Here is a 266-nt window from a genome sequence, read left to right on the forward strand (position 1 = left end):
GTGTCGTCGATCATCACCAAGCATTTGAAGGGCACGCCGCCGCATCTGATCGCGCTGATCCAGGTGTCGCTCGGCGTGGTGATGCTCGCGCCGCTTGTGCGTTTCGACGCGCTGCCGGCCACGGGCGTTCAATGGCTCGAGCTGGTCGTGCTGGGCGTGGTGAACACCGGGCTCATGTATGTGCTGCTGTATGGCGCGATCCAGAAGCTGCCGACTTCGATGACCGGCGCGCTGTAGTTCATCTATCCGGTGGTGGCGATCATCGT

1 pseudogene is annotated in these 266 nt (G+C 62.4%); it reads left to right on the forward strand.

Annotated features, from left to right (window positions below):
* Window positions 1-234, forward strand: a pseudogene (locus SB822_RS57820) (EamA family transporter); the annotation flags it as partial.
* Window positions 235-266: the final 32 nt, after the last annotated feature.

This window comes from Paraburkholderia sp. SIMBA_054 (assembly GCF_046534875.1).
Classification (GTDB): Bacteria; Pseudomonadota; Gammaproteobacteria; order Burkholderiales; family Burkholderiaceae; genus Paraburkholderia; species Paraburkholderia hospita.